The sequence below is a fragment of the Bradyrhizobium sp. URHC0002 genome (assembly GCF_054059515.1).
Window position 1 is genome coordinate 6,322,682 of the sequence record NZ_JBSSCF010000001.1, and the last position, 24,653, is coordinate 6,347,334.

Annotated in this window: 21 protein-coding genes; 11 read left to right on the forward strand and 10 right to left on the reverse strand. The window is 63.3% G+C overall.

The genetic code is table 11. The features are described from left to right. Window positions 1-50: 50 nt before the first annotated feature. Window positions 51-449 (reverse strand): hypothetical protein, encoded by a 399-nt coding sequence (locus ACVWVY_RS30930; RefSeq protein ID WP_456629923.1) that lies wholly within the window; start codon window positions 447-449, stop codon window positions 51-53. Between the two features lie 58 nt (window positions 450-507). Further along, window positions 508-669, reverse strand: coding sequence for a hypothetical protein (locus ACVWVY_RS30935; protein ID WP_456629924.1), 162 nt, complete (start codon window positions 667-669; stop codon window positions 508-510). A 385-nt stretch (window positions 670-1,054) separates the two neighbouring features. Between ACVWVY_RS30935 and ACVWVY_RS30940 the strand changes: the two genes are divergently transcribed. Then, window positions 1,055-1,300 carry a hypothetical protein gene (locus ACVWVY_RS30940; RefSeq protein WP_456629925.1) on the forward strand — a complete coding sequence of 82 codons (246 nt, stop codon included), beginning with the start codon at window positions 1,055-1,057 and terminating at the stop codon, window positions 1,298-1,300. Between the two features lie 51 nt (window positions 1,301-1,351). Here ACVWVY_RS30940 and ACVWVY_RS30945 read toward each other — a convergent pair whose 3' ends face one another. Continuing rightward, the gene (locus tag ACVWVY_RS30945) at window positions 1,352-1,900 is read right to left on the reverse strand and encodes a CreA family protein (protein WP_456629926.1); all 549 of its coding nucleotides are present in this window, start codon (window positions 1,898-1,900) and stop codon (window positions 1,352-1,354) included. 328 nt (window positions 1,901-2,228) lie between these two features. On the opposite strand from ACVWVY_RS30945, the gene ACVWVY_RS30950 reads away from it, so the two are divergent. The 4 genes from ACVWVY_RS30950 to ACVWVY_RS30965 all read left to right on the forward strand — a co-directional run bounded on the left by ACVWVY_RS30950 (window position 2,229) and on the right by ACVWVY_RS30965 (window position 6,351). Further along, entirely contained in the window at window positions 2,229-3,953 is a 1,725-nt protein-coding gene (locus ACVWVY_RS30950) for a L,D-transpeptidase (protein ID WP_456629927.1), read from the forward strand. An 82-nt stretch (window positions 3,954-4,035) separates the two neighbouring features. Next, window positions 4,036-4,626, forward strand: a complete 591-nt coding sequence (locus ACVWVY_RS30955) for a glutathione peroxidase (RefSeq protein WP_456629928.1) — start codon at window positions 4,036-4,038, stop codon at window positions 4,624-4,626. A 197-nt stretch (window positions 4,627-4,823) separates the two neighbouring features. Continuing rightward, complete coding sequence (locus ACVWVY_RS30960; protein ID WP_456629929.1) at window positions 4,824-5,768, forward strand: polysaccharide deacetylase family protein; 945 nt, start codon at window positions 4,824-4,826, stop codon at window positions 5,766-5,768. 67 nt (window positions 5,769-5,835) lie between these two features. Continuing rightward, entirely contained in the window at window positions 5,836-6,351 is a 516-nt protein-coding gene (locus tag ACVWVY_RS30965) for a dihydrofolate reductase (protein ID WP_456632349.1), read from the forward strand. 7 nt (window positions 6,352-6,358) lie between these two features. Here the strand turns inward: ACVWVY_RS30965 and ACVWVY_RS30970 are convergent, their stop codons facing one another. Then, a complete protein-coding gene (locus ACVWVY_RS30970) occupies window positions 6,359-6,811 on the reverse strand; it encodes a DoxX family protein (RefSeq protein ID WP_456629930.1) in 453 nt (150 codons plus the stop codon). Between the two features lie 263 nt (window positions 6,812-7,074). Further along, window positions 7,075-9,384, reverse strand: a complete 2,310-nt coding sequence (locus ACVWVY_RS30975; RefSeq protein ID WP_456629931.1) for an NADP-dependent malic enzyme — start codon at window positions 9,382-9,384, stop codon at window positions 7,075-7,077. Between the two features lie 259 nt (window positions 9,385-9,643). Between ACVWVY_RS30975 and ACVWVY_RS30980 the strand changes: the two genes are divergently transcribed. Next, window positions 9,644-11,611 carry a hypothetical protein gene (locus ACVWVY_RS30980; protein WP_456629932.1) on the forward strand — a complete coding sequence of 656 codons (1,968 nt, stop codon included), beginning with the start codon at window positions 9,644-9,646 and terminating at the stop codon, window positions 11,609-11,611. Window positions 11,612-11,624: 13 nt separating this feature from the next. Here ACVWVY_RS30980 and aspS read toward each other — a convergent pair whose 3' ends face one another. After that, a complete protein-coding gene (gene aspS / locus ACVWVY_RS30985; protein WP_456629933.1) occupies window positions 11,625-13,400 on the reverse strand; it encodes an aspartate--tRNA ligase in 1,776 nt (591 codons plus the stop codon). Between the two features lie 191 nt (window positions 13,401-13,591). On the opposite strand from aspS, the gene ACVWVY_RS30990 reads away from it, so the two are divergent. Together ACVWVY_RS30990 and rnd are read left to right on the forward strand one after the other, a co-directional pair. Continuing rightward, window positions 13,592-15,064, forward strand: coding sequence for a protein adenylyltransferase SelO (locus ACVWVY_RS30990; RefSeq protein WP_456629934.1), 1,473 nt, complete (start codon window positions 13,592-13,594; stop codon window positions 15,062-15,064). A 663-nt stretch (window positions 15,065-15,727) separates the two neighbouring features. Continuing rightward, entirely contained in the window at window positions 15,728-16,876 is a 1,149-nt protein-coding gene (gene rnd / locus ACVWVY_RS30995; RefSeq protein WP_456629935.1) for a ribonuclease D, read from the forward strand. 137 nt (window positions 16,877-17,013) lie between these two features. Here rnd and ACVWVY_RS31000 read toward each other — a convergent pair whose 3' ends face one another. The 4 genes from ACVWVY_RS31000 to purM form a co-directional block, all read right to left on the reverse strand. Next, window positions 17,014-18,153 carry an autotransporter outer membrane beta-barrel domain-containing protein gene (locus ACVWVY_RS31000; RefSeq protein WP_456629936.1) on the reverse strand — a complete coding sequence of 380 codons (1,140 nt, stop codon included), beginning with the start codon at window positions 18,151-18,153 and terminating at the stop codon, window positions 17,014-17,016. 226 nt (window positions 18,154-18,379) lie between these two features. After that, window positions 18,380-19,111, reverse strand: coding sequence for a glutathione S-transferase family protein (locus ACVWVY_RS31005; protein ID WP_456629937.1), 732 nt, complete (start codon window positions 19,109-19,111; stop codon window positions 18,380-18,382). Between the two features lie 63 nt (window positions 19,112-19,174). Continuing rightward, a complete protein-coding gene (gene purN, locus ACVWVY_RS31010; protein ID WP_456629938.1) occupies window positions 19,175-19,828 on the reverse strand; it encodes a phosphoribosylglycinamide formyltransferase in 654 nt (217 codons plus the stop codon). Further along, window positions 19,825-20,898: a phosphoribosylformylglycinamidine cyclo-ligase gene (gene purM / locus ACVWVY_RS31015; RefSeq protein ID WP_456629939.1), complete on the reverse strand. Its 1,074-nt coding sequence runs from the start codon at window positions 20,896-20,898 to the stop codon at window positions 19,825-19,827. The genes purN and purM overlap by 4 nt, the downstream gene beginning before the upstream one ends. 149 nt (window positions 20,899-21,047) lie before the next feature. Between purM and ACVWVY_RS31020 the strand changes: the two genes are divergently transcribed. From ACVWVY_RS31020 to ACVWVY_RS31030, 3 genes are all read left to right on the forward strand, one after another. After that, window positions 21,048-21,590: a CDP-alcohol phosphatidyltransferase family protein gene (locus ACVWVY_RS31020; protein ID WP_456629940.1), complete on the forward strand. Its 543-nt coding sequence runs from the start codon at window positions 21,048-21,050 to the stop codon at window positions 21,588-21,590. Window positions 21,591-21,629: 39 nt separating this feature from the next. Beyond that, window positions 21,630-22,307, forward strand: a complete 678-nt coding sequence (locus ACVWVY_RS31025) for a chromosomal replication initiator DnaA (RefSeq protein ID WP_456629941.1) — start codon at window positions 21,630-21,632, stop codon at window positions 22,305-22,307. Between the two features lie 143 nt (window positions 22,308-22,450). Then, window positions 22,451-24,649, forward strand: a complete 2,199-nt coding sequence (locus ACVWVY_RS31030) for an RNA degradosome polyphosphate kinase (protein WP_456629942.1) — start codon at window positions 22,451-22,453, stop codon at window positions 24,647-24,649. The last annotated feature ends 4 nt before the right edge of the window (window positions 24,650-24,653 follow it).

Sequence of the window (24,653 nt, forward strand, 5' to 3'; positions counted from 1 at the left end):
ATCAGTCGGCAAGCGACACAACTTTAACGATGGAGGTTGGCGAGCCCGCGTTACTGCTTCGTCGCCGGATCGAACATGCATTGCAGCGTCGGCTTTGCGATCTTGGTGAAGGTCGGGCCGATCTCGGACTGCTTTGACGGCGGCACCCACGCGGTCTCGATGGTCGGCACCCCGGTCTCGCTGATGCCGCGCAGCAGCGCTTCGCGCAGGTCGGCATCTTCCACGGTCGCGGCGGCGTAGTCGTGCAGGCAGCCGCAAACGCTTTCGGGATGCGCCCAGCGTCCGACCATATGGGGCGCGCAAAGCCGCACGAACTCGCCGCGCGGATCGGGCACTTTGAACAGGGAACGGAACGAGGTCTGCGGCGGCTGAAACTGGACCTGCGCCTGCGCCGCGCCGCTGATAAGGAGGAACGACAGGATTACAGCAGAACAGATGCGTGCGAACATACAGAGCCTTTATCGACGATCTTTTTGCTGTCGGCGACCTTTCAAAGGTCCGCTACGCTTAGTTGGCGGCCACAACGATCGGCTGCGACGCCGGGGACGCAACCGGCGAGCCGGTATAGGCGAAGGTGCCGACGCCCGGCAAGTTCTGGTCTGACGAACCAGCCATCGAGGGACCCGCCAGGATGAAGGCGAAGGCGAGGATGAAGCTGAGGGTCCGCATCTGACAGTCTCCGGTTGTCCGTGGCCGGCAGCGCCCGCCGTCTCGTTGAACACGTGATAGCCATCGGTTGTTTCCGGACCTCTGCACCAAAAACGCAAAATGGTTTCATCGCCCAGGAGAATTGTTTCGTCAGTTCGAGCGAACGAAACAATAGCCGGAAAAATTCAATGAATTCAGCGGTGACGTCCTCGCTTGAAAGGATCAGGCTGAACCCGGAAAACCGGCCATTGGGGCCACTTTGGCCATCCTTCCGTGGATGAGTACGGCCTCGTTCACTGGCCGACTGGATGAACCAAAGCCTCGGTCCGGCCGACTCAGACGAACGACGTGCAACCTTGCGCGTGCTTGTGCGTTGTGACCCCTTCCTCAACAAAGGATAGTCGTCGTGGGTAGTGGCAACATCGATGTTGGCAGTGCAACCCCGACCCGCAAACCCGGCCAGCCGGTGGAGCGCGAGGGAAAAACCTCAGAGCATCCCGTGAGCCTTTGTGGCGCGATGTCGCAGCAAGGCAGCGAATTTTGCGGCAATGTCTCGGCGCCGCAAAAATTCGTGCATCTGGTCGGTTGCCGTGACCGCAAAGTCGAGCCCGGCCAGGAGGTCCGCCAATATTCCAATCCGGTCAAACGGTAAGCCCAAACCCCTGAACCCGGATCCGATCTGGGATCCCGGCTGGCATCGGACTTACTGGACGAATTCACCGCATTTCTGAATCGCGGCGTCGGCGGCCCCCCAGGGCATGATCGGCACCGAGGACGTCGAGTTTTTGGGTGAACCCTCGATCAGCCTGTCTGAATAGACCATATAGACCAGCACGTTGCGTTTGGCGTCGCAGCCGCGAACGATCTGCATCTTCTTGAAGAACAGCGAGCGGCGCCGCCGGAACATGTCGTCGCCCTGTTCCAGTTTATGTTGGAACTTGATGGGGCCGATTTGGCGACACGCCAGCGAAATGTCCGAGACCTCCTCGGCGAGGCCGAGCCAGCCCTTGAAGCCACCCTTTTCCGGCACCGTGAAGTGACAGGCCACCCCCTCGACCTCGGGGTCGTCGACGGCGTAGGTCGCGAGCTTGTCGTTCGGGCTGAGCAGCTTGAATACCGTCGAACGGCGGAAAATCAGGTCAGGTTCGTCGCCCGCCGACGCCGGGCCGGCCTGCCAAAGCACCAGCGCCAACACTCCCAAGGCCAGACTTCGCCACTTCCTGTCATACTTAACGATGGCCTTGGATGTCATTGATTTCTCCACTGAATGGCTCGCCGCCTATGTAGTGGCAGAAAGCCGCACGGGAAGACCGCCGTCCGGGTGCCGGCCGAAGGCGCCCGACCGGCCGCCGTTTAACGGAATGTGAGGCTTTTTTGCTACGATTGGGGCGAAAAGCGCTGGAATTAGAAGGCCTACGCTGGTGAACGCTTTTTGCCTCTGCAACAACAAATAATTATCGGAAGAAAAGAGTAGATTCGAGTAACCGGATTTGAGGATCAAGCGCGTGAGCGGGCATCGGCTTTCTAGTGCGGGTATTGCGGGCGCAACCAATTCCAAACGGCGATTTTGGCAGATTGCGATGTTGACGGCGGCCGGCACCCTGGTTGCCGCCCCGCAGGCAGATGCTGCCGCCATGTTCTACTGGCAGGACTCCGATCCCAGCTACTACCGGCCGGCGCCGATGGCGCAGCCGCGCAAGCCGAAAGCCCGCCGGCCTTCGGCCAAGGCCGGGGCCGCCATCAAGGAAACCAACGCCAAGCCGCAGGGCCCGCTGATCATCGCCGTCTCGATCGATCAGCAGAAGGTCCGCGTCTACGACGCCAATGGCCTGTTCGCCGAAAGCCCGGTGTCGACGGGCATGAAGGGTCACTCGACCCCGATGGGCGTGTTCAGCGTCATTCAGAAGAACAAGATGCACCGCTCCAACATCTACAGCGGCGCGCCGATGCCTTACATGCAGCGCATCACGTGGTCGGGCGTTGCGATGCATGCTGGCGTATTGCCCGGCTATCCAGCGTCACACGGCTGCATCCGCATGCCGATGGCTTTTGCCGTGAAGATGTGGAACTGGACGAGGATGGGCGCGCGCGTCATCGTCACGCCCGGCCCGATCACGCCGGCCAGCTTCTCCCATCCGTTGCTGGTGGCACAAAAGGTCGTGCCGCAGCCTCTCATCGCCAACGATCCGGCGACCGACGCGCCCGCGGTGAAGAGCGACAAGGGCGCGGACGCAGGCCATGCGACCAGGCCTGCGAATGCACGTCTTGCTAATTCGGAGGCGAGCCTCGATCTCCGACCGACTGTCGGCCACGCGGCGCCGTTGCGCGAACAGACCCACACCGCGGATGCCCGCAGCGCATTGCCAGCCAACAACGCCGTCGTGACCATGTCCGATGCAATGCCGTCTGCAGCCAAGGTTCCAACTGCCAGCGATGCGCCGGACGCGACGCAATCCGAGCCGGCGATTGAACCCGCGGCAACTGACCTCAAATCGGCCGAGACCGGCACGGCTGGGACGGATGACAAGAAAGTCGAGGAGGCCGCGGCCCCCGCGCCGTCCGCCGAGTCCAGCGAGGCGAAAGTCGAAGCGAAATCCGACGCAGTGAACGCCGAGGCTCCGACGGCAGCGATTACCAAGGGCGAGGAAGCCAAGACTCCCGAATCCAAGCCTGCTGAATCCAAGCCCACTGAGTCCAAGCCAGCTGAATCCAAGGCCGCCGAAAAGCCCGCCGAGCCCGTCAAGGCGGTCGCCGATGCGCCGGCTGCACCGGCCGTTGCACCTGACGTGAAGAAGGATACGGCGCGGCTGCCTGGCGGGGACAAGGCTGCCAAGGCCGAACCGCCCAGGCGTCCAGGCCAGATCGCGGTGTTCGTAAGCCGCAAGGATTCCAAGCTGTATGTCCGCGAGAACTTCAAGCCGCAGTTCGACGTTCCGATCACCATCGCGCCGAGCGACCGGCCGCTGGGCACGCACGTCTTCACTGCCGAGGCCGACAAGAAGGATCCGAACCTGTTGCGCTGGTCGGTGGTCTCGCTGCCGGTCACGGCGCGCAATGCGACCCGGACCGACGAGGACGACCGCGCTGCACGGCGCCGCAAGATAGCCGGCGGAGCCGAGGCCAAGCCATTGCCGGCGTCGAACAGCCCTGCCGAGGCTCTGGACCGCATCACCATCGCTCCCGAGGCGATGGCGCGGATCGCAGAAGTCCTGAGCACCGGCAGCTCGATCATAGTGTCCGATCACGGCATCAACCAGGGCGGCGAAACCGGCGAAGGCACCGACTTCATCGTGCCCCTGCGGTAGACCCCATAACAGCTTGTTGAGCGGTAGCGGCCCGCGCGTTGCGCTATGCTCTGCGCTGCTGAACCGCAGCGCGAGGCTTTTCATGATGGACCGCAGGAGCGTGATATCAGCGGCGCTGGCCGCGATCGCCGCCGTCGCCTCGAACCGGCAATCCCTGGCGCAGGCCGGCATGAGCCGGATCACGGCTTACGCGTTTTCATTTCCGGGATTGGCCGGCGGCGATATCAGGCTTTCCGAGTTTGCAGGCCGGCCGATCCTGATCGTCAACACCGCTTCGCTCTGCGGCTTCACGCCGCAATATGGCGGGCTGCAGGAATTGTGGACCGAGTTCGGCGGACGCGGCCTGATGATCATCGGCGTCCCCTCCAACGATTTCGGCGGCCAGGAGCCGGGCGGCACGGCCGAAATCACTGCGACCGCGCAGAACCACCACGTCGCCTTTCCGATCGCCGCGAAGGCCGTCGTGAAGGGGCCGGACGCGCATCCATTCTACAAATGGGCCGCTGAGGCGCGGCCGAAGGATGTTCCACGCTGGAACTTCCACAAATACCTGATCGGCCGCGACGGCTATATCGCCGACGTCTTCCCGGAATCCGTCGAACCCGTGGATACACGGGTGAAAACCGCCATCGCGCGGGCGCTGACCCAAGGCGTTTCCGAGCGAAGTGGGTAGCGGTTCGCGTAAAGGAAACGCGTGTCAAAAAGACTACAAGACTCCTGAAATGAGCGACAAATCGGCTGGGCGTAACCACAGCGGTTGCGTTGGCGCGTCTGCTCCAACTAGGTTACTATGTGCTCCGGGGCATGGAGGCAGACCGGACGACGGCAATGCCGCGACCGGGAGCGGGATTCGAATCTAGGGAAAACAAGATGCGTATTGCGGCAGGGTTGATCTTTGCAGGCGCGGTTTCGCTTTTGGCATCAAGCGCGGCGTGGTCGCAGTCGCCACCCGCCAAGGGCGCGGCTGCTCCGCCGCAGGCAGCTCCAGCCCCCGCCCCGCCGCCGGCGCCGGCCTCGACCCGTCCGCCCTGCAACAATCCGAACGCGCTCGGCATCGGCCGCACCGTCGAGATCGACACGACCGGCGGTCCCGGTTTCGGCTTCGAACATTTCAAGGAACTCGACTTCCTGCGCGACAAGGAAGTGGTTCTGACGTTTGACGACGGTCCGTGGCCGGTGAATACGCCTGCGGTCTTGAAGGCGCTGGCGGAGGAATGCACCACCGGCATCTTCTTCCCGATCGGCAAGCACGCCACCTACTATCCGGAAATTCTCAAGCAGGTGATGGCGGCCGGCCATTCCATCGGGTCGCACACCTGGTCGCATGCCGCCCTCGTCAACAAGAAGCTGAACGAGCAGCAGCGCAAGGACGAAATCGAAAAGGGATTCAGCGCCGTAAAATGGGCGCTGGGCGGCAAGGCGCCGGCGCCGTTCTTCCGCTTCCCGGCACTGCAACACCCGCCGGAGATGGTGACCTATCTCGGCACCCGCAACATCGGGATATTCTCCTGCGACCTCGATTCCTTCGACTTCAAGGCAAGCAAGGCGCAAACCATCATCGACAACGTGATGCGCAAGGTCGAGAAGCACGGCAAGGGCATCATCCTGATGCACGACTTCCAGAAGCATACCGCCGAAGCCCTGCCCGAGCTCTTGAAGAAGCTGAAGGAAGGTGGCTACAAGGTGGTGGCAATGCGCGCCAAGACGCCGGTGCAGACCATCGCCCAGTATGACGAAGACATCGTCAAGGATCTGAAGCTGCCGACCGTGAGTTCGCGCCCGGTCTCCAGCGTCGTGCAGACGATCTCGGAATAACACCAGGCGACACAAGCCCGTGCCGTTGCTGCGTTTCGAAGGCTATGTCATCGTCTCCGCGGACGGCATGCTGGCCGACGCGCGCAATGTCATGCCGGACGAATTGAAGTTCGAGGGCGACAAGGCATTTTTTACTGCTGCCCTCGACCGCGCCGATCTGATCCTGCACGGCCGCAATTCCTATGAAGACCAGCCGAACTCACCGCGACGCAGGCGCATCATCCTGACGCGGACGGTCGACGCGATCGCGCCCGATCCGTCCAATCCGAAAGCGCTCTTGTGGAATCCCGCGGGCGCGTCGTTTGACGCCGCATGCAAACATGCGGGCGTCGACGCCGGCACCGTCGCCGTGATCGGCGGCCCCGGCGTATTCGGCATGTTCATGGACCGCTATGACGAGTTCTGGCTCTCGGTGGCGCCGCATATCCGCCTTCCCGGCGGCGAACCCTGCTTTCCCGGCGTCCCGGCCCGTACGCCGCAGCAAATCCTCGCGGCGCACGGCTTGCGCGCCGGCCAGCCGCAGATGCTTGATGCAGCTAACGAGGTCAGCGTCACGCCATGGCGGCGCGACGCCTTAGAATGAATTGAAACTATACGTCCCCGTAGGCCGGTTCATTCGGCCGCGGCCCGCGGCCGTAGCCCGCGATCATGAACAGCGCGCCGATGAGCGACAGGTTCTTCAAGGCGTCGATCAGCGTCTTGGCATTTTCGGGCGCCGGCTGGTTCCAGAAATCGTGGAAGTAGAAGGTCGCCGCGATGACGAAGAAGATCAGCAGGATCGAGAAGAAGCGCGCCCCGAAATTGACTGCGATCATCAGCCCGGCGAGGATCTCGAAGCCGCCGACGCCGAACGCCAGCAATTGCGGCATCGGCATCCCCGTCATGGTTTCGAGCTGCGAGGCATAGGGCGCGAGCATCGCCGGGATGGTCACCTTGGTTGCGATGAAGTCCGCCGTCTGCTGAATCGCGAAGAGCTTGGTCGCTCCCGTGTACATGAAGAGGACGGCGAACAGGACTCGCCCGAAGGTAACTAACGCTGGCATGGGAATGGCCTCACTGAATGGCATGCAATGGTAGCAGGCGGCGCGAAACGATTATGGGCGTTCCGTCTCCGCTTTTCAAACGCTCAAATCGAAACCATCCGCGCAGGGGCCTGCACGGGCCTCACCAGACCTTCTGATAGAAGCAGAACCAAGGCCCTTTTTTGATCATAGCGTTTTCAAGCGACGCTGGTAGCGGTCCGCGTGAAGAAAATACGCCGGAACAAAATGCTAGATCCCGATTTTGGTTCAATCTGAACCGGGATCTAGCCAAATAAGGTTGGCTGCTGGCGGCCTGCGCGCTCCTGGGCTTCGACAGCGGCAACCGCCGTCATGTTGAGCACGCCGCGCGCCGTCACCCCCGGGGTGAGAATATGCGCCGGGCGCGCCGGCCCGATCAGGATCGGACCGACCGGTAGCGCATCCGCCAGCGTCTTGATCATCTGGTAGGCGACGTTGGCGGTGTCGAGGTTCGGCATGATCAGGATGTTGGCATCGCCTTCCAGGTTAGAATGCGGCAGCACGAGCTTGCGCGCCGCGGCCAAGAGCGCGGTATCGCCTTGCATTTCGCCATCGGCCTCGATCTCCGGATGCTTCTCCTTCAGAAGCGCGGTGGCGCGGCGCATCTTGCGCGAGGAGTCGGTGTCGTAACTGCCGAAGTCGGAATGTGACACGAAGGCGACGCGCGGCTTCATGTTGAACCGCTGCACGTGGTTTGCCGCCAGCGAGGCCACCTCCGCGAGTTCCTCGGCGCTCGGGTTCGGGCGCACCTGCGTATCGGCGATGAAATAGGATCCCTTGCTGGTGATCATCATCGACAGCGCCGCGAAATCGCTGGCGCCCGGCAGGAAACCGACGATCTCCCGGACATGGCGTAGATGGCTCATATAGCGGCCTTCGACGCCGCAGATCATGGCATCGGCTTCGCCGCGGACCACCGCAAGCGCTGCGATCACCGTGTTGTTGGTGCGAACCACGGTGCGCGCGGCTTCGGGCGTCACGCCACGCCGGCCGGCAACGTCGATATAGGTCTGCACATAGGAGCGGTAGCGCGGATCGTCCTCGGGATTGATGAGATCGAAATCCTGCCCGGCCTTGATCGAGAGGCCGAACCGCTGGAGCCTTGCCTCGACGACGGAGGGGCGTCCGACCAGAATCGGCCGCGCCAGTTTTTCCTCGAGCACGACCTGCGTGGCGCGCAGCACGCGCTCGTCCTCGCCCTCGGCATAGATCACGCGGACCGGCTGCGTCTTCGCCTTGGCAAACACCGGCTTCATGACGAGGCCGGAGCGGAACGCAAAGCGCTCCAGCAATGCGGTATACTCGTCGAAATTCGTGATCGGCCGCGTCGCCACGCCGGATTCCATCGCCGCTTTCGCCACCGCCGGCGCGATGCGCAGGATCAGCCGCGGATCGAACGGGCTCGGGATCAGCGAGCCCGGACCGAAGCCCTGCGTCTCGCCGCTGTCAAACCCGCGGGCGACCGCATCCGACGGCGGATCGCGCGCGAGCTGCGCAATCGCGTCGACGGCGGCATGCTTCATTTCCTCGTTGATGCTGGTGGCGCCGACGTCGAGCGCGCCGCGGAAGATGAACGGGAAGCACAGGACGTTGTTGACCTGGTTCGGGAAGTCGGAGCGCCCGGTGCAGATCATCGCGTCGGAGCGCGCTTTCCGCGCCTCGTCCGGCATGATTTCCGGGTTCGGATTGGCCAGCGCCATCACCAGCGGCTGGTCCGCCATCGACTGGACCATCTCGGGCTTGAGCACGTTGGGCGCGGAAACCCCCAGGAAGATATCGGCGCCGCCAATCACGTCCGCCAGCACGCGGGCATTGGTCTTCTGCGCATAGACCGCTTTCCAGCGGTCCATCAGCGTGTTTCGGCCCTCGTGCACCACGCCGTCGATGTCACAGACCCAGATGTTCTTGCGTTGCGCACCCATTGAGACGAGGAGATTCAGGCACGCGATCGCCGCAGCACCGGCGCCCGAACAGACGATCTTCACATCAGGCAGCTTCTTGCCGTTCAGCAGCAACGCATTGACGATGGCGGCGCCCACGATGATGGCGGTGCCATGCTGGTCGTCGTGGAACACCGGGATCTTCATGCGCTCCTTGAGCTGCGCCTCGATCTCAAAACACTCCGGTCCCTTGATGTCCTCGAGATTGATGCCGCCGAAGGTCGGTTCCAGCGCTGCCACCGTCTCGACCACGCGCTCGATGGTGTCGGCGGCGATTTCGATGTCGAACACGTCGATCCCGGCGAATTTCTTGAACAGGACCGCCTTGCCTTCCATCACGGGCTTGGAGGCCAATGGCCCGATATTGCCGAGCCCGAGCACCGCGGTACCGTTGGAGACCACTGCGACCAGATTCGCCCGGGACGTCAGTGACGCCGCCTCGGCCGGATTGTTAGCGATTTCGGTGCAGGCCGCAGCAACGCCCGGCGAATAGGCCAACGCGAGGTCACGCTGGTTGGCGAGCGGTTTGGTGGCCTGGATTTCGAGTTTACCCGGGCGCGGCAGCCGGTGATACGCGAGCGCCGCAGAGCGCAGATCTTCAGAATAGGACGACATACACTCCCCCACGGGCTTCCTCGACCCCGAATTACGCGCCGAGGCCGGTCTTCGTTCGAACCGTTAGTTGTGCGGCAGATTGAGCCGGATGTGAAGCACGGGCAACCGCTCGGATGCAATATCCGAGAGCGTTCCCATCAACAGGGGGCATCGACGCAAAGCAGCAAAGCCGGTAGCATATTATCCTCCCTACCCCATCCCCTTGACCGACATGTGGCAATTTTGCCTCCCGCTAATGTCGGTGCCCGGAGCACAACTAATGGTAAAGATACTGATGGGCCTGGCCGCTGCGGTCGTGATCGCGGTGGGTGGCTTCTTCGGCTTCGAGTTTTATACGCAGCACCGGATCGAAGGCGACGTCGAGGCCGCATTCGCACAGATTCGCGCGGGCGGCGGCAAGGCAAGCCACGGCAAGGTGTCGTTCGACCTGAAGAGCCGCACGCTCCGGATAGACGATATCGCGACTGAAACGGCGACGCAGCCGCCACTCCGCCTGAAGATCGCCGGCGTCACCGCCTCAGGGGTCGGCCAGCAGGAAGCGGGCCGCTTCTCGGCCGACACGATCGAAGCTTCGGATATCGAGATCGGCAGCAGCGCTGCGGGCCCGACGGACGCGAAATTCACCTACAAAATGCCGCGCCTCGTGGTGAAGGACTATTCCTGCCCCGCGAGCATGCAGACGCCATCGACTTCGACGTCCATCATCGACGCGTATCGATCCGGATTGGAGCGGTTCGCCGCGATCTCGGCGGCATCGGTCTCGGCACCGAGCTTTACGGGGACGATCAACTTCGGCGCCGCCATGTCGGGAGAGTTCGCCTATTCGGGCATGGCCCTGCAGGACATCAAGGGCGGCAGGATCGCGACCATGCAGGTCGAGCGGGTTAACTTTACGATCAATACGCAACACGCCGGCAAGCCTGACAAAATGACCGGCGAAATGGCCAATCTTGCCTCGCGCGACTTCGATGCCGCTGCGCTTGCCGCCACCCTGGACCCGCAAAAGGCGAACGACGATCGCTATATTCGCGCCTACGGCAAGACGACCGCCGGCCCCTACACCGTCACTTCTGCGCAAGGTCTTCGCATGCGCATCGACGCGATGACGCTCGACGACGTCGCCGTACGCCCGTCGAAACTGCAACTTCCGGCGCTGCTTGCGACGATACAGGCTGCCGGAACCGCCCAGCCTTCACCCACGCAGGTGCGCGAACTGATCGATAGAGCGGCCACGATCTACGAGGGCATGCGTATCGGAACGGCCGAGATGCGCGGCCTTTCGGCCGAAACACCGCAAGGCCCGTTCAAGCTCGAGGCGATCAGGTTCAACCTGGAAGACGGCAAGATCGGCGAGTTTGCGCTCGAAGGGCTCGATACAAGCGCGCCGAAAGGGCCCGTCAAAATCGGACGCTTCGCGCTCAAGTCGCTGGATATCGCCAACTTCATGCGAATGTCGGCGCAGTTCGCGAATCCGGCGCAAACGCCCACCCCTGAACTGATCGCGGGGCTGTTTCCTCTCATCGGGGGTGTCGAGATCAAGGGCGTCACGGCGCCCTTCAGGAGCACCGGCAAGTTCGTCAACCTCGATGGCTTCGACGTGAACTGGGGACAATTCGTCGGACCCATTCCGAGCAAGGTGCGCCTGACCGCGAAAATGACCACGCCGGTCGATGCGACCAATCCTTCGATGAAAGCGCTCATTGCGGCCGGGCTGGACACGCTTTCGGCTGATGGTGATATCGGCGCGGAATGGACCGAGGCGGCCCGCAACTTCGTTGTCGACATCCCGAAGCTCGAGATCGGCGGGATCGTGAAAGCATCGGCGCGGATCGCGCTCGCCAACGTACCGCGGCAGGTATTTTCGGCCAACGCAGCCCAGGCGATGGGCGCGGCGGCGCAGATCGAAGCCGGCACGATCGAGCTCACGCTGCGCGATCTGGGCGGCGTCGATGTCGCGGTCGCCCAATATGCGCGCACCCAGAACGTCAGCCAAGAGGCCGCGCGGCAAGCGATCGCTCAAGGCATCAGGGACACCAGCACAACCGAGACAATTACGGAGGCGATCAGGGGCCCGCTGGTCAGCTTTCTCGAGAGCCCGGGGCAGACACTGGTCATCAAGCTGACGCCGCGCGCCAAGGTGCCGGCGCTGCAGCTTGTCCAGTTGTTGAAGACCGATCCGCTCCTCGCGCTGGCGCAATTCCGGATCGAGGCTTCGACGGGACTGTGAGCTAGCCCGAGCCCTATGTCTTGTCCGGCAGATTGAGCCGGATGTGCAGTTCACGCAGCTGCTTCATCGCGACGTCCGACGGCGCGCCCATCAGCAGGTCGACGGCCTGCTGATTCATCGGGAACAGCGAGATTTCGCGCAGGTTCGTGGTGCCGCACAGCAGCATCACGATGCGGTCGACGCCGGCCGCCATGCCGCCATGCGGCGGGGCGCCGTACTGGAACGCGCGATACATGCCGCCGAAACGCTCGACGACATCCTTCTCGCCATAGCCCGCGATCTCGAACGCTTTCACCATCGCTTCCGGCTTGTGGTTACGAATACCGCCGGAGGCGATCTCATAGCCGTTGCAGGTGATGTCGTACTGGAACGCCTTGATGGTCAGCGGATCCTGCCCGTTGAGCGCGTCGAGGCCGCCCTGCGGCATCGAGAACGGGTTGTGCGAGAAGTCGACCTTCTTGTCTTCCTCGTTGTACTCGTACATCGGGAAGTCGACGATCCAGGCGAGTTCGAACCGATCCTTGTCGATCAGGTTCAGTTCCTCAGCCACCTTGGTGCGGGCAAGGCCTGAAAACTTCCAGAATTTTTCCGGGTCACCTGCGACGAAGAAGGCGGCATCGCCCTCCTTCGTGCCGAGCTGCGCACGGATCGCCGCCGTCCGCTCCGCGCCGATGTTGTTGGCCAAGGGCCCCGCACCCTCACCGCCCTCACGCCACATGATGTAGCCGAGGCCGGGCTGGCCTTCGCCCTGCGCCCAGGAGTTCATGCGGTCGCAGAACGCGCGTGAGCCGCCGCCCACGCCGGGGATTGCCCAGACCTGGTTCTTCGGGTCTTCCAGCATCCGCGCGAACACCTTGAAGCCGGAGCCGCGGAAGTGCTCGGAGACGTCCTGCATGATGATCGGGTTGCGCAGGTCGGGCTTGTCGCTGCCGTATTTCTTCAGCGCTTCGGCGAACGGAATCCGTGGCCAGCCTTTTGTCACGGGCTTGCCCTTGGCGAACTCCTCGAACACGCCGGTGACGACGGGCTCGACGGCCGCGAATACGTCCTCCTGCTCGACAAAGCTCATTTCAAGGTCGAGCTGATAAAACTCGCCCGGCAAACGATCAGCGCGCGGATCCTCATCGCGGAAGCACGGCGCGATCTGGAAGTAGCGGTCGAAGCCAGACATCATCAGGAGCTGCTTGTACTGCTGCGGCGCCTGCGGCAGCGCGTAGAATTTGCCCGGGTGAATCCGCGACGGCACCAGGAAGTCGCGCGCGCCCTCCGGCGAGGACGCCGTCAGGATCGGGGTCTGGAACTCGAAGAAGCCCTGCTCCTTCATCCGCTTGCGCATGGAATCCACGATCGCGCCGCGGGTCATGATGTTCTGGTGCAGTCTCTCGCGACGCAGGTCGAGGAAACGGTACTTAAGCCTGATGTCTTCGGGATATTCCTGCTCGCCGAACACCGGCAGCGGCAGCTCGGCCGCCGGTCCGAGCACCTCGATCTCGCTGACATAGACCTCGACCATGCCGGTCGGCAGTTCCGGATTGTCGGTGCCGTCGGGACGCCGGCGCACCTTGCCGTCGATCCGCACCACCCATTCCGAGCGGAACTTCTCGACTTCCTTGAACGCGGGCGAGTCCGGGTCCGCCACGCATTGCGTGATGCCGTAATGGTCGCGCAGATCGATGAACAGCACGCCGCCATGGTCGCGGATACGATGGCACCAACCTGAAAGACGGGCGGTTTGGCCGATGTCGCGGTCGCGAAGCGCGCCGCATGTATGTGACCGGTAGCGATGCATGGAATTCCCAAAAATCAGATGTCGGAGGTCAGAATCGGGGCCAACGGCCGCGCGAATTGCGGGAGGGTTTACCCGACACCGCTGGGGGCGGCAACCAATGGCAGGGCCTGTTTTGCGCTCGAAACGCGAGATTTCCGCCCGCACCGGCCCTAACCGTTTGCCTATTGCGTGCCCGCGCCTATCTTTGGGTCATGACCGTCCATTTCCCGTTCCAGAACACCTATTCGGCGCTGCCGGCGAACTTTTTCGCCCGGGTGGCCCCGACGCCCGTCGCCGCCCCCCGGCTAATCAAGCTGAACCGGGCCCTGGCCGTCCATCTCGGGCTCGATCCAGATGTCCTGGAGGGCCCGGAAGGGGCCGAAATCCTCGCCGGAAAGCGCCTCCCTGACGGCGCCGACCCGATCGCGATGGCCTATGCGGGCCACCAGTTCGGTCATTTCGTGCCCCAGCTCGGCGACGGCCGGGCGATCCTGCTCGGCGAAGTCATCGACAAGGACGGCGTCCGCCGCGACATCCAGCTCAAGGGCAGCGGGCCTACGCCCTTCTCGCGCCGGGGCGACGGCCGCGCCGCGCTCGGCCCCGTGCTGCGCGAATACATCGTCAGCGAGGCGATGTTTGCATTGGGCATCCCGACCACACGCTCGCTTGCCGCGGTGACCTCCGGCGAACGCGTTCAGCGTGAGACCATGCTGCCCGGTGCCGTGCTCACGCGTGTCGCCGCCAGCCATATCCGCGTCGGCACCTTCCAGTTCTTCGCCGCGCGCGGCGACACCGAAGGCGTGCGGAAGCTCGCCGATCACGTCATCGCACGGCACTATCCTGACGTGGCGAACGCCGAGCGCCCCTATCACGCGCTGCTCGAAGGCGTCGTCTCCCGCCAGGCCGATCTGGTCGCGCGCTGGCTTCTGGTCGGCTTCATCCATGGCGTCATGAACACCGACAATTGCTCGATCTCGGGCGAGACCATCGATTACGGCCCCTGCGCCTTCATGGACGAATACAACCCCGCGCAGGTGTTCTCGTCGATCGACGAACAAGGCCGCTACGCCTACGCCAACCAGCCACGCATCGCGCTCTGGAATCTGACGCGCCTCGCCGAATGCCTGCTGCCGCTGTTCTCCGACGACAAGGACAAGGCGATCGAACAGGCGCAGTTCATCCTCGGCGAGTTCGCCGAAAAATTCACCGCCGCCTATCAGGCCGGCTTGCGCAACAAGATCGGCCTGTTCACCGCCCGCGAGGGCGACGAGGCGCTGGTGCAGGACCTGCTCGACGTTATGGCGAAGAACGAGGCCGATTTCACCCTCACCTTCCGTCGCCTGGCAGATGCCGCTGCGGATGCCGACAACGACAGCGTCAGGGCCCAGTTCACCGATCCCATGGCCTTCGACGAATGGGGCGCACGATGGCGCCAGCGCCTCACCAACGAGCCGCAATCCGCAGCCGAGCGGCAGGCCGCGATGCGCGCCGTCAATCCGGCGTTCATTCCCCGCAACCACCGCGTCGAAGCCGTGATCGCGGCGGCCGTGAACGACGACTACGCGCCGTTCGAGGAATTGCTGATGGTGCTGTCAAAACCGTTCGAGGATCAGCCTGGCTTCGCGGCCTACGCCGATCCGCCGCTGCCCGGGCAGCGCGTGCTGCAGACGTTTTGCGGGACGTGAGGCGCTGATCTTTCCACGTCATTGCGAGCCAAGCGAAGCAATCCATTTCGCCACTTGTGGAGGGACGGATCGCTCCGTCGCTTCACTCCCGTGCGCAAACGCATTTGCGTTTGTCGCAGGCCATGACGGCGTTGCAAATCTCATCGCAGGGCATGACGACTATTGCCCGTTAACCCCAATCCTTAAGCGCCCATCCACCATCCGCCGACGGACTTCGCCCCCGGTTCCACAAATTAACAAACCCTCAACGCGCTCCCCACAATTCTATCGGTTTACTTGGGGGAGAATTGCCGTGGACGCCTTTGCTTTCGAATTCATGGGAATGGTGATGATTGGGCTCTGTCTCATCGTGCTCGCGCTGCCGTCGGGCCGTCGGCGGTCGCGGCGCGTCCGCTACGAGTAAGCGGTTTCGAGAGGCGCCGTCGCGTCCGCGAAAGCGGGTATCCAGCACGCCGCGGCCTCTCCATTCATCACCCGCATCTCTGAAATACTGGGTCGCCTGGTCAAGCCGGGCGATGGCCAGCCGGTATCCAGCCGCCTGGCCGCGGTTGGGTCGCAAAAAAGCCGTGCTCAGGCTCAAATGCAGGGCTCAAATCCGGCCCAACACCCTTGACATATCAACGTTTTCGGCAGAACGCCTGTCCGACGCGTCATGGATTGTTCATGGATCTGATTACCACCACTTCCGACCTCGCCTCTGCCTGCTCCCGGCTCGCTCAGCACAAGGTCATCACCGTCGACACCGAGTTCCTGCGGGAGACGACCTACTATCCCCTGCTCTGCGTCGTGCAGATGGCGAGTGCGGACGAGGCCGTCGTGATCGACACGCTGGCTCCCGGCATCGACCTCAAGCCGTTCTTCGAATTGATGGGGAACGAGGCGGTGCTCAAGGTGTTTCACGCCGCCCGCCAGGATATCGAAATCGTCTGGCACCAGTCCGGCACCATTCCGCACCCGATCTTCGATACCCAGGTCGCGGCCATGGTGCTCGGCTATGGCGACAGCATCGCCTATGACCAGCTCGTCGAGCGCGTCACCGGTCACCGGCCGGACAAGACCCACCGCTTCACCGACTGGTCGCGCCGGCCGCTGACGCCGGAGCAGATGCATTACGCGGTCTCCGACGTCACCCATCTGCGCGACGTCTTTGCAGCGCTGGACGCCGACCTGAAGAAGCGCGGCCGCAGCGACTGGGTCAGCGAGGAAATGGAAGTCCTGACCTCGCCGAAGACTTATGATTTCCACCCCGAGCGCGCCTGGGAGCGACTCAAGACGCGGGTGCGCAAGCCGAAAGAGCTCGCGGTCCTGATGGAAGTGGCGGCCTGGCGCGAGCAGGAAGCGCAAGGCCGCGACGTGCCGCGCAGCCGCGTGCTCAAGGACGATGCGGTCGGCGACATCGCCACCCACGCCCCGACCAGTCTCGAACGCCTCGCCGGTCTACGCTCGCTGCCGAAGGGCTTCGATCGTTCGAAATGGGGCTCCGATATCATCGCCGCCGTGCAGCGCGGCCTCGCCCGCGATCCCCACACGCTGCCGAAGATTGAAAAGCCGCGCGGCAATTCGAACGGGGCTGCGACGGTCGAACTCCTGAAGGTGCTGCTGCGGATGACGTCGGAACGCCATGCCGTCGCCAGCAAGGTCATCGCCACCGTCGACGATCTCGACCAGATCGCAGCCGACGATCAGGCGGACGTCCCCGCTTTGCACGGCTGGCGCCGCGAATTGTTCGGCGAAGCCGCGATCGCGCTGAAACACGGCAGGCTGGCGCTTGCGATCGAAAAAGGCCGTGTCGTCAGGGTGGATCGGGTCTAGCGGGGGCACTGTGGCTTTCATCCTTCGAGACGCATCGCCTTGCGATGCTCCTCAGGATGAGGTCTGAGATCCTCATGGTGAGGAGACGCGTAGCGCCGTCTCGAACCATGAGGCCACAGGCGCATCACCTTGCGGCACTACCACTTCAACTCCAGCCCCAGCGTGCCCTGATGCGACTGCAACGCGGCGCGTAATTTGGCGTCGTAGTTGACGTAGAGCCGCGCGGTGTTGGTGAGGCTCAGCGAGGCCGAGGCGCCGACATCGGCGCCGTACCGGCTCTCGCCGATACCCTGGAACGTAATGCTCTGTACGCCCTGGCTGACGGTGATGTCGGAGAAATTCTGCACGACGTTGTCGACGAACTTGCCGTAGCCCGACAGGTCGAAAATCTTGCCGTCGAATATCCAGTATTGGCCGATCTCCGCGCCGATCAATAACCGCCCGCGCTCAACGGTGGCGCCCGTCGCCGTCACGGGATCAAGGCCACCGATCTCCTGCAACGAGCCGTTCTGGGCGCGGACATATTCGAACGCGGCCTTGGGCACGATGCGGCCCTGGTCCCTGGTCCAGTAGTAGCTGATCTCGCTCAGGACGCCGTCGAGCTTCGCGTTGTATCCGGCGGTCGCAATTCCAAGCCCGGTGTCGCGGCGCGAATTGATGTTGCCGAAACCGTGCACCACCGCGCTGGCCCAGGTCCACGGCCCGCTATCGACGGAAGCCGTGAAACCGATCTGGGTCAGGTCAATCGTCGCCGATTGCAGCGCCAGCGGAATATCGATCGCGGAGCGGCTCTGATCGACGGAAAAGCCGATATTGATGCCCGGTGCCACCCGCGCGCCGATCCCGGCTACGCCACCCCAGGTCTTTCTGGTATCGCCGACAAAATCGCCGACCGCGCTGGTCTTCGTGTAGTTTCCGTAGCCTTCGAACCAGGTCCGGTAGCGCGGCGCTTCCGTGCTCTCGGAGGCACCGCCGCCGCCGGGATTGGTCCGCTGCAGGCGGTTGAAGCCGTTGCTCGACTGATTGCCCAGCCGTTCCAGGAAATTGCTGCCGAGGTTGGTCACCGCCGCACCCGACGACACCGTCGAATTGATCACCGTCGGCGTCGGACTGGGGGTCGGTGAAGGCGTGGGGGTCGGAGTGGGTGTCGGCGTCGGCGATTGCGCCTGCGCGACGGACATGATGCCGATGAGAACGAACGCGATCGCGACAAGCCGCGCGAGCGCACGGCCGATCCTGATTTTTCGTGCCCGCGAAAGCCGCGAAGAGCAGCGCATCCAATCCATTCCCAAAGGCAAAAGCGCCGGCTCGAAAAATGCGCAAAACCCGATCAACCGGAACGATTTGCCCCCAGTTCATGCGAAGGGTCAATCGGTTGGCCCCCCGCCGCACTGCCGAATACGCGCTATTGTTGTCCGGCTGCCACAGCTCGCGCGACACCGCGACCAAGTTTTGGGCAATCGCCAGAAGCCCCATCGGGGAGGTTTTGCCCTGCCCTCGAACTCAGGCGGCCGCCTGGCATCCGGCGACCTCGCTGAGCTCCGGATAGAATCGCGCGGTCATCCGGCCGACATACCAGCGCAAATTGTCATGGCTTGCGGCCGCCCGCTGCAAATCCGACTCGAACAGCGGACAAATCGCACTGACCGCGAAGGCGAACATCGTGGCGTCGATGCCGGCGGGCGTGCTGCCCATGAAGAACGGCTTGTCGCCGAGATAGGCGGCCATCGCATCGATCGAGCGGATTCCGATCGCGGTGATCTCGTCGGCGGAGTGACGGCCGATCCCCTGCCCCTGCAACGTCTTGCGCAGACGGCGACGGATCATCGATACCACGACGGGCCGGACCGGCGCAGGCACGCCCTTGAAGAAATTGACCGGCCCTTTGCGGAAATTGTCGTCGATCATCCAGCGGAAGTAGACGCTGGCCCAGTACAGATTGTCCTCTGCCATTTTCTCGAACGCCCAGGCGATGGCGAGCTGTTCGGCGGTGAGACCCTGGTCGAAATCGATGCCGTATTTCTTCTCGAGGTGCCAGCGGATCAGCGTGGAGTCGCCGAGCAGCTGGCCGCCGTCCTCGATGTAGGGAATCTTGCCCTTCGGCGCCTTCGAAAAGCTCATCAACGCCTTTTCGAACGGGAGTTTCGACATCCGCAACAAGGTCTCAGCCTTGGTCACGAACGGGCTTGCGTCGGGAAGGCCGAAATTGGGCCCGGAGCCGTAGAGCGTGATCATGGAACCTCGATGGATTTGCGGAGCGCGGTTATCGCGCCCGTTCGCGCACACTTCCAGATAATATCAGATCGTCCGCGGCGAAATCAGGGTGCCGTCGCGGTCGGTGCTGTCGGCGAACTTGCAGATGTCGCCTTCGAGACGAAGCTTGCCGCTCGCCAACAAACGCAGCGCCTCCGGGTAGATGCGATGCTCGATGCCGAGGATGCGCTGCGACAGCGTGTCGGCCGTGTCGTCATCGGCCACCGCGACCGCGCCCTGCATTATGATTGGCCCGGCGTCGGTTTCCGGGATCACGAAGTGTACGGTCGCGCCCGAGATCTTCACCCCGGCCTGCAACGCCTGGCCGTGCGGATCGAGACCGGGGAACGATGGCAGCAGCGAAGGATGGATGTTGAGCATCCTGCCGTACCAGCGCTGCACGAAATCGGCGGTGAACAGTCGCATGAATCCGCCGAGGCAGATCAGATCGACGTTTTTCTCGTCCAGCGCTTGCTGCAGGACGGCTTCGAAGCCGGCGCGATCCTTGCCGAACGGCTTGCTCTCGATGACGACAGTCGCGATGCCGCTCGCTTCTGCCTTCTCCAGCCCGGCCGCATCGGCCCGGTTGGAAACGACGGCGACGATCTCGGCCGGAAAATCCGCGGCCTTCGCCGCATCAATCAGCGCGGCCATATTCGATCCACGCCCGGAAATCAGGATGGCGACACGGCGCTTCATTGCGAAAGATCGAGGTGACCGTTGTAGACCACGCGATGTTCACCCGCAGCCGGGATCACTTCGCCGAGCAAGGCAACGGTCTCACCGCCTTCGGTCAAAATTTCCGTCACCTGCTCGATCGCATCCGGCTTGACGATGGCGACCATGCCGATGCCGCAGTTGAAGGTGCGCAGCAATTCGAGTTCGGCGATGCCGCCCTGCGCGGCCAGCCACTTGAATACCGGCAGCACCGGCAGCCGAGCCAGATCGATGCCGACGCCGAGATGCTTTGGCAGCACGCGGGGAATATTGTCGGTGAAGCCGCCGCCGGTGATATGCGCGAGGCCCTTGATGGCCCCGGTCTCGCGGATCGCGCGCAGGCAGGACTTTACATAGAGCCGCGTCGGCGCCAGCAGCGCGCCGCCCAGCGTCATGACCGGCGAGAACGGCGCCGGCGCATCGAAGCCGAGCCCGGATTGCTCGACGATCTTGCGGACCAGCGAAAAACCGTTGGAGTGAACGCCCGACGAGGCCAATCCGATGACGGCATCGCCCACGGCGATATCCGCGCTCGGCAGCAGCGTGCCGCGCTCGGCGGCGCCGACCGCAAAGCCCGCGAGGTCGTAATCGCCGCCCTTGTAGAGGCCCGGCATTTCGGCGGTCTCGCCGCCGATCAGGGCACAGCCGGATTCCCGGCAGCCCTCAGCGACGCCGGCCACGATCGCCGCAGCCGCTTCCGGTTCGAGCTTGCCGCAGGCAAAATAGTCGAGGAAGAACAGCGGCTCCGCACCCTGCACCACGAGGTCGTTGACCGACATCGCCACCAGGTCGATGCCGATGCCGCCGTGCAGGCCGGTCTCGATCGCGATCTTGACCTTGGTGCCGACGCCGTCCGTCGCCGCCACCAGCACCGGGTCCTTGAAACCCGCCGCCTTGAGGTCGAACAGGCCGCCGAATCCGCCGATTTCGGCGTCCGCGCCCGCCCGGGCGGTAGCACGGACCATCGGCTTGATGAGATCGACCAGGCGGTTGCCCGCATCGATATCGACGCCCGAATCGGCGTAAGTGAGCCCGTTTTTGCGGTCGATCATGCCCAAATTCCAGTATGATGACGGCTGGTTACGAGGAATTCCGCGATCCTGCAATGGCTCGCAAGCGCTTGGCGCATATACTATGTAGATAAGAACCGGCAGAACCCGCCAGGGGCCGGATTTGGGCCGGGAGCCGGGAAGCGACCGAGTTGAGTATTCCAAACATCATTACGCTGGGGCGCATCATTCTGGTCCCGGTCATCGTCTGGGCGATCGTTTCCAGCCAGATGGAGATCGCCTTCGCGATCTTCGTCATCGCGGGGGTGAGCGACGCCGTCGACGGCTTTCTCGCCAAGCGGTTCAACATGTCGAGTGAACTGGGCGCCCTGCTCGACCCGCTCGCCGACAAGGCGCTGCTCGTGTCGATCTTCGTGGCACTCGGCATCTGGGGCGCGGTGCCGCGCTGGCTCGTCATCCTGGTGGTGTCGCGCGACATCATGATCGTCACGGCCGTGATCGTGTCGTGGCTGTTCGACAGGCCTATCCCGATGAAACCCCTGATGGTGTCAAAGCTCAACACGGTGGCGCAGGTGGCGTTCGCGGCGCTGGTGCTGGCTTCGCTCGGTTTCAACTTCAAGCCGGCGCCCTATGACGTGATCCTGATGGGTTTTGTTACGGTCTTTACTTTGGTTTCCGTCTCGCTCTATCTCGTCGAGTGGGTGCGGCACATGAGCACGATCGACGCGCGCTAGATCTTGTATTTACTGTAGTATCCCGTCCCGGAGATTTGCGTGGCAGTCCGCGTTCAACCCCGTCAGCTTGCCTTTGCGCTGCCGCATGCGGAGAGCCTGACCCGCGACAATTTCCTCGAAGGGCCGGCCAATGAAGCCGCGCTCTCGCTGATCGAAAGCTGGCCGGACTGGCCGAACCGCATCATGCTGCTGGTCGGACCCGAGGGCTCCGGCAAGAGTCATCTCGCCGCGATCTGGGCCGAACAGGCCGGCGCGCGCTCGGTATCGGCGCATGCGCTCAGCCCTGCCGCCGTTCCCGGCGCGCTCGCCACTGGCGCGCTGGTGGTCGAAGACCTGAGACCGACCGACTTCGACGAACGCGCGATGTTTCACCTCCTGAACCTCGCGCGCGAGGATGAGGCCTACGTCCTGATCACGGGCCGCGTTCCGCCTGTCGCATTCGAGGTGGAGCTGCGCGATCTCCGGTCGCGGCTGCGCGCCGCACCCGTCGTACCGCTATTGCCGCCCGACGACCTGCTGTTTCGCGGCTTGATCATCAAGTTCTGCGCGGATCGCCAATTGAGTATCGACGAGGCTGTCGTGAGCTACCTCGTCACCCGGATCGAGCGCTCCTATGCCGCCGCCCGCCGGGCGGTCGGCCTTCTGGATACCGAGGCGCTGCGGCTGGGCCGGCCGGTGACCCGGGCGCTGGCTGTGGAGGTACTGCGCAACGCCTGATCGACGGCGCGTGCTGCTACCTGCCGCCTTGACGGCAGCCCCGGGCGGAACATCAATGTCATTGAAACGTCATCGGCGTATCACATGCTGTGGACTGCATTCCCTTAAACTAGCTCGCCTCTCCCGAGATGGATCAAAGCCTTATGGATTCGGCCCAAGTTATTGAAATAAAAGAAAAAGAACCGGTTTCCGAGGCTCCCCCAACGATTGCCACGAGCCCCGAGCGATTCATTAACCGCGAGCTTTCCTGGCTACATTTCAACCGCCGGGTCCTCGAAGAGGCGGTCAATCCCGGCCATCCCGCGCTGGAGCGGGTCCGGTTCCTGTCGATTTCCGCCAATAACCTTGACGAATTCTTCATGGTCCGCGTCGCCGGTATCAAGGCACAGGTCCGTGAAGGTATCGCCGAACGCAGCCCCGACGGCATGACCCCGGCCGAGCAGCTCGTCCTCATCAACAAGACGGTTTCGGAGCTTGCCTCCGACCAGCAGGCGATCTGGCGAGATCTGCGCACCACCCTGTCGGAGACGGGCATCATTCTGGTTGACGGCCACGAATTCACCAAGGCGGAGCGCGGCTGGCTCGAGGATCACTTCCTCCGCAACATCTTCCCGCTGCTGACGCCGCTGGCGATCGATCCGGCGCACCCGTTCCCGTTCATCCCGAGCCTCGGCTTCACCATCGCGCTGCAGTTGGCGCGGGTGTCCGACGGCAAGCCGATGAACGCGCTGATCCGCATGCCCGGCAAGATCGACCGGTTCATCCGCATGCCTGCAGGCAAGGACGGCGCGGTGCACCTGATCCCGCTGGAGCAGGCCACGGGGCTGTTCATCGGCCGCCTGTTCCCCGGCTACACCGTCAAGGGCCAGGGCGCCTTCCGCATTATCAGGGACTCCGAACTCGAAATCGAGGAAGAGGCCGAGGATCTGGTTCGGCTGTTCGAGAGCGCGCTGAAGCGGCGGCGACGGGGTTCGGTGATCCGCCTCGAGATGGAAGCCAAGATGCCGGAAGCGCTGCGCGGCTTCGTGCAGCAGGCGCTTTCGGCCGCCGACGACGAAGTGTTTCTCGTCGACGGCGTGCTGGCGATGAACGAGCTCTCGCAGCTCACCCGGCTCGACCGCCCCGACCTCGAATTCACACCCTACGTGCCGCGCCATCCGGAGCGGGTGCGCGACCACGGCGGCGACATCTTCGCCGCGATCCGGCAAAAGGACCTGATCGTCCATCACCCCTACGAATCCTTCGACGTCGTCGTGCAATTCCTGCAGCAGGCTGCCCGCGATCCCGATGTCGTCGCCATCAAGCAGACGCTCTACCGTACCTCGAACAATTCGCCGATCGTGCGAACGCTCGCCGAGGCCGCGGAAGCCGGCAAATCGGTCACTGCGCTTATCGAGCTCAAGGCGCGGTTCGACGAAGAAGCCAACATCCGCTGGGCGCGCGACCTCGAACGCGCCGGCGTGCAGGTCGTGTACGGCTTCCTCGAACTGAAGACCCACGCCAAGCTGTCGATGGTGGTGCGGCGCGAGGGCGGCAATCTGACCACCTACGTCCATACCGGCACCGGCAACTACCATCCGGTGACGGCGCGCATCTATACCGATCTTTCCTATTTCACCTCGGACCCGATCATCGGCCGCGATGCGGCGCGGGTATTCAACTACATCACCGGCTATGCCGAGCCGAGCGACATCGAGCGGATGGCGGTGTCGCCGCTGACGCTGCGCAAGCGCATCATCGAACATATCAAGGGCGAGGCCAATCACAGCAGGCACGGCAAGCCGGGCGTGATCTGGATGAAGATGAACTCGCTGGTCGACCCCGATGTCATCGACGCGCTGTACGAGGCCTCGCAGGCCGGCGTGTCGATCGAACTGGTGGTGCGCGGCATCTGCTGTCTGCGGCCGGGCATATCAGGACTTTCCGAGAACATCCGGGTCAAATCCATCATCGGCCGCTTCCTGGAGCATGGCCGCATCTACTGCTTTGGTATGGGGCAAGGCTTGCCTGGCCCGAAGGCGGCTGTGTATATCTCGTCCGCCGACATGATGCCGCGCAACCTCGACCGCCGCGTCGAAATCCTCTGTCCGTTGCAAAATCCCACGGTACATCAGCAGGTTCTCGAACAGATCATGGTCGCGAATCTGAAGGATACCGAGCAGAGCTGGCAGTTGTTGCCGGACGGGTCCTCAACGCGTATGAAGGCCGCGAAAGGCGAAGAGCCGTTCAATCTGCACAACTATTTCATGACGAATCCGAGTCTGTCTGGCCGTGGAAAGTCTCTCAAGGAATCTTCGCCGCGCCGCCTCACGCGCCGTAACGAGCGTCAGCAATCCTCATAAGGAA

What these genes read in the sequence shown, in the direction of transcription:
- ACVWVY_RS31030 (WP_456629942.1), top strand. Translation starts at nt 22,451, where the DNA reads ATGGATTCGGCCCAAGTTATTGAAATAAAAGAAAAAGAACCGGTTTCC.
- ACVWVY_RS30930 (WP_456629923.1), bottom strand. Translation starts at nt 449, where the DNA reads ATGTTCGCACGCATCTGTTCTGCTGTAATCCTGTCGTTCCTCCTTATC.
- ACVWVY_RS30970 (WP_456629930.1), bottom strand. Translation starts at nt 6,811, where the DNA reads ATGCCAGCGTTAGTTACCTTCGGGCGAGTCCTGTTCGCCGTCCTCTTC.
- aspS (WP_456629933.1), bottom strand. Translation starts at nt 13,400, where the DNA reads ATGCATCGCTACCGGTCACATACATGCGGCGCGCTTCGCGACCGCGAC.
- ACVWVY_RS30975 (WP_456629931.1), bottom strand. Translation starts at nt 9,384, where the DNA reads ATGTCGTCCTATTCTGAAGATCTGCGCTCTGCGGCGCTCGCGTATCAC.
- rnd (WP_456629935.1), top strand. Translation starts at nt 15,728, where the DNA reads ATGGATCTGATTACCACCACTTCCGACCTCGCCTCTGCCTGCTCCCGG.
- purM (WP_456629939.1), bottom strand. Translation starts at nt 20,898, where the DNA reads ATGATCGACCGCAAAAACGGGCTCACTTACGCCGATTCGGGCGTCGAT.
- ACVWVY_RS31000 (WP_456629936.1), bottom strand. Translation starts at nt 18,153, where the DNA reads ATGCGCTGCTCTTCGCGGCTTTCGCGGGCACGAAAAATCAGGATCGGC.
- ACVWVY_RS30950 (WP_456629927.1), top strand. Translation starts at nt 2,229, where the DNA reads ATGTTGACGGCGGCCGGCACCCTGGTTGCCGCCCCGCAGGCAGATGCT.
- ACVWVY_RS30955 (WP_456629928.1), top strand. Translation starts at nt 4,036, where the DNA reads ATGATGGACCGCAGGAGCGTGATATCAGCGGCGCTGGCCGCGATCGCC.
- ACVWVY_RS30990 (WP_456629934.1), top strand. Translation starts at nt 13,592, where the DNA reads ATGACCGTCCATTTCCCGTTCCAGAACACCTATTCGGCGCTGCCGGCG.
- ACVWVY_RS30980 (WP_456629932.1), top strand. Translation starts at nt 9,644, where the DNA reads ATGGTAAAGATACTGATGGGCCTGGCCGCTGCGGTCGTGATCGCGGTG.
- ACVWVY_RS30965 (WP_456632349.1), top strand. Translation starts at nt 5,836, where the DNA reads ATGCTGGCCGACGCGCGCAATGTCATGCCGGACGAATTGAAGTTCGAG.
- purN (WP_456629938.1), bottom strand. Translation starts at nt 19,828, where the DNA reads ATGAAGCGCCGTGTCGCCATCCTGATTTCCGGGCGTGGATCGAATATG.
- ACVWVY_RS30935 (WP_456629924.1), bottom strand. Translation starts at nt 669, where the DNA reads ATGCGGACCCTCAGCTTCATCCTCGCCTTCGCCTTCATCCTGGCGGGT.
- ACVWVY_RS30945 (WP_456629926.1), bottom strand. Translation starts at nt 1,900, where the DNA reads ATGACATCCAAGGCCATCGTTAAGTATGACAGGAAGTGGCGAAGTCTG.
- ACVWVY_RS30960 (WP_456629929.1), top strand. Translation starts at nt 4,824, where the DNA reads ATGCGTATTGCGGCAGGGTTGATCTTTGCAGGCGCGGTTTCGCTTTTG.
- ACVWVY_RS31005 (WP_456629937.1), bottom strand. Translation starts at nt 19,111, where the DNA reads ATGATCACGCTCTACGGCTCCGGGCCCAATTTCGGCCTTCCCGACGCA.